The 2,728-nt window shown below is 64.1% G+C and carries 4 protein-coding genes; 1 reads left to right on the plus strand and 3 read right to left on the minus strand.

Annotated features, from left to right (window positions below):
• The first annotated feature begins 62 nt into the window (after window positions 1-62).
• Complete coding sequence (gene bhcR, locus AC0L2D_RS31710) at window positions 63-920, plus strand: HTH-type transcriptional regulator BhcR (protein ID WP_473544099.1); 858 nt, start codon at window positions 63-65, stop codon at window positions 918-920.
• Here bhcR and AC0L2D_RS31715 read toward each other — a convergent pair whose 3' ends face one another.
• The 3 genes from AC0L2D_RS31715 to AC0L2D_RS31725 form a co-directional block, all read right to left on the minus strand.
• A complete protein-coding gene (locus AC0L2D_RS31715) occupies window positions 921-1,280 on the minus strand; it encodes a hypothetical protein (protein WP_013531395.1) in 360 nt (119 codons plus the stop codon). It lies immediately after the preceding gene.
• A 186-nt stretch (window positions 1,281-1,466) separates the two neighbouring features.
• A complete protein-coding gene (locus AC0L2D_RS31720) occupies window positions 1,467-1,772 on the minus strand; it encodes a BA14K family protein (protein WP_013531394.1) in 306 nt (101 codons plus the stop codon).
• Window positions 1,773-2,331: 559 nt separating this feature from the next.
• Window positions 2,332-2,550: a hypothetical protein gene (locus tag AC0L2D_RS31725; RefSeq protein WP_013531393.1), complete on the minus strand. Its 219-nt coding sequence runs from the start codon at window positions 2,548-2,550 to the stop codon at window positions 2,332-2,334.
• Between the last annotated feature and the right edge of the window lie 178 nt (window positions 2,551-2,728).

A 2,728-nucleotide genomic window follows, 5' to 3' on the forward strand; every position in this document is an offset into this window, starting at 1 on the left:
CCTCGTCGCGCAGCACGTCCCAGACGCGAGCGCGATATAGATTGAATTCGGCGCTGGCGCGGATGTCGCCGTCGCGCCGCCCGGGCCAGGGGGTGGAGGAGTTGTCAGGGACCGCGCCCCCGCGCGGCCGGCCGCGCGCTTTCAATGGGCCCTCGGAGGCCAGTTCGGTGCAGTCGCTCGATCGGGCGCTGCGGATCCTGGCCATTGTCGCGGAAGGCAGCGGCCTGTCGCTGAGCGAAATATCGGCGCAGAGCGGGCTTGCCGCCTCCACCGCCTACCGCATGCTGACGACGCTGCAAAACCACGGAATGGTCGAATTCGACACATCAGACCAGTTGTGGTCGATCGGCGTCGAGACCTACCGTATGGGCGCGGCCTTCCTGCGCCGCCGCAAGCTGGTCGACCGCGCGCGTGTCGTCATGCAGGAGCTGATGGAGAGAACCGGCGAGACCGCCAATCTCGGCGTCGCCGAGGACGATTGCGTGGTCTTCGTCAGTCAGGTCGAGACGCATCAGGCGATCCGCGCCTTCTTCCGGCCGGGCACGCGCAGCCCCTTCCATGCGTCCGGCATCGGCAAGGCGGTGCTGGCGCATCTCGAGCCGGAGCGCGTCGGAACCATGCTGCGCAAGGCAGGCCTGCAGCGCTTCACCGACAGGACGCTGTCCGACATTTCGGCGCTTGCCCACGATCTGGCGCGGATCAAGCAGCGCGGCTGGTCGGTCGACGACGAGGAGCGGCACCCCGGCATGCGTTGCGTGGCAGCCGCCATCTTCAACGAATTCGGCGAGCCGATCGGCGGCGTTTCCGTGTCGGGACCGACGGTGCGGGTGACGCCGGAGCGGCTGGCCGAGATCGGCCCGCTGGTGCGCGATGCGGCAGCCGAGGTGACCAGGATGATCGGCGGCGTGCGAGCCGGCTGATCAGCCCGCCCCGGGCAGCGCGCTCCTGGTCGCGATATCGAAGAAATCGAGAAGGATGGCCATGCCGACGCCGCAGGCGGTGAATATCAGGCCGGCCATGAAGATGCGGTTGGCGCGTTCATAGATGCGCCGCTGCAGGCATTTCGTGTCGAGCAGCAGCGAGAGCGCCCGCATCTGCAAGGCAATGCCGGCCAGGATCGGCAGGACGGCGACAAGATGGTAGGTCTGCCACGGGATCGGGTTGGCGGCCCAATGGGTGATGAAGCCCAGCGAAAACGCCAGCAGGATGCCGACGGTGGTGACGGTGCCGTTGCGGAAAACCGTTTCGACCAGGTCTTCCCTGGGGTCCTGCTCGTCCAAGGGTCTCTCCCCGCGTTTCGCGGTCCAGGATAGACGCTCGGAAAATCTCTGTACACTGTCCGATCTGTCGCCGGACCAATCCCTTCAGTTCTGCGCTGAAGCGGCAGATGGAGCACGCACCGCTACCATCCAGACAACAGAAGAGGGGCTCGCATGGGCCCCTCTGTTGCTGAACGGGTCCTCCCCTCAGAGACGGCAATAGTGGCGGTATCCGTCGTGGCCGAGATAGGTATCGGAGTCCGCGTCGTAGCTGGCATAGCGATCGTAGCAGCGGCGGACATGCCACGAGCCACCGCCTTCGTCGACATAGACGGTGCGCGGCTGGGCGAGCAGGCTGCCGAGGACGAAGCCGCCGACGCCGGCAGCAATGCCGATGCCGATTTCGCGGTTGTGGTGATGGCTGTGGGCGGCCGAAGGCTGCACGGTGCCGGCCAGCGTGGCGGCGGCGACGGCGGTGGCGATAAGGCCGGAAACGAGTGTGTTCTTGAACATGACGATCTCCTTGCTTCGTTGACCGAGGCGATCCATCCGCCTCTTGATCATCTGTCGTCACAGCCAGGAAAAAGGTTCGAACTTTTTTGATTTTTCTGGAGCTGGGAAATCGGATGGACCGAGGTCCACGCTGACGGCGACTGGAAAGGGTTGGCGAGGACGTTGATGCGGCCAATCTCCCCCACTTGCTGGGGGCTATGCCATGCACATATCTGCTATGACTGGGGTGACTGATCGGCCCGAGGCCCGATGGCCGGGTGGGTCCCCCAATCCGTCGCTGCTTCGCAGCGCCACCTTCCCCCCCTCCGGAGGGAAAGGAAAGGAGCGTTGGTGGGCGAGCGTTGGCTCGGCGAAGCCGAGACGGAGCGGGACCAGCGCCGCATAGGCAATGCATGCGCCAAGCTGCCATGCACCTCTATCGCCAAAGACCAGTTGCTTGGAAATGTGTGCATGCCGTAGCTCGCGGGGATCAGCAGCTTTGCCGCCCGACTTCACAAGGTGATCGCCGAACGCAAAAAGGGCGGCCGAAGCCGCCCTCTTGGGGAATTGGGTCCCTCCATCAAAGGAAAATGATCACCCTGCCGTGCCTGTGGTGATGGTTGTGGTGGTGGTTGTAGTGCTTCCACCAGAACTTCTTGAAGTGCTTCTTGTGATGATTGTGGTGGTGATGATGATGGCCATGCATGCCGTGGGCTGACGACGTGCCGACAGTGCCGGCGAGCGCGCCGGTGGCGACGAAGATGGCGACGAGGCCCGAGGTAAGAGTGCGCTTGAACATGATGATCTCCTGGATCTTTTGATCGAGGCGACCCATTCGCCTCTGACCATCAGTCGGCGCGGCGCAGCAAAAGGTTCGATAGGTGGAGGAGATTTTTTGTGGGGTGCCGCTGAAGCCAGCGCGGCGACGGCAAGGACACCAATGACCCGTCGCCCCCTATTCCCCTATTCCCCTATTC

The organism is Mesorhizobium sp. WSM4833, assembly GCF_055811095.1.

Excerpts from the sequence above, each read along its gene's own strand:
- AC0L2D_RS31720 (WP_013531394.1), bottom strand. The coding sequence starts at position 1,772 with ATGTTCAAGAACACACTCGTTTCCGGCCTTATCGCCACCGCCGTCGCC.
- AC0L2D_RS31725 (WP_013531393.1), bottom strand. The coding sequence starts at position 2,550 with ATGTTCAAGCGCACTCTTACCTCGGGCCTCGTCGCCATCTTCGTCGCC.
- bhcR (WP_473544099.1), top strand. The coding sequence starts at position 63 with ATGTCGCCGTCGCGCCGCCCGGGCCAGGGGGTGGAGGAGTTGTCAGGG.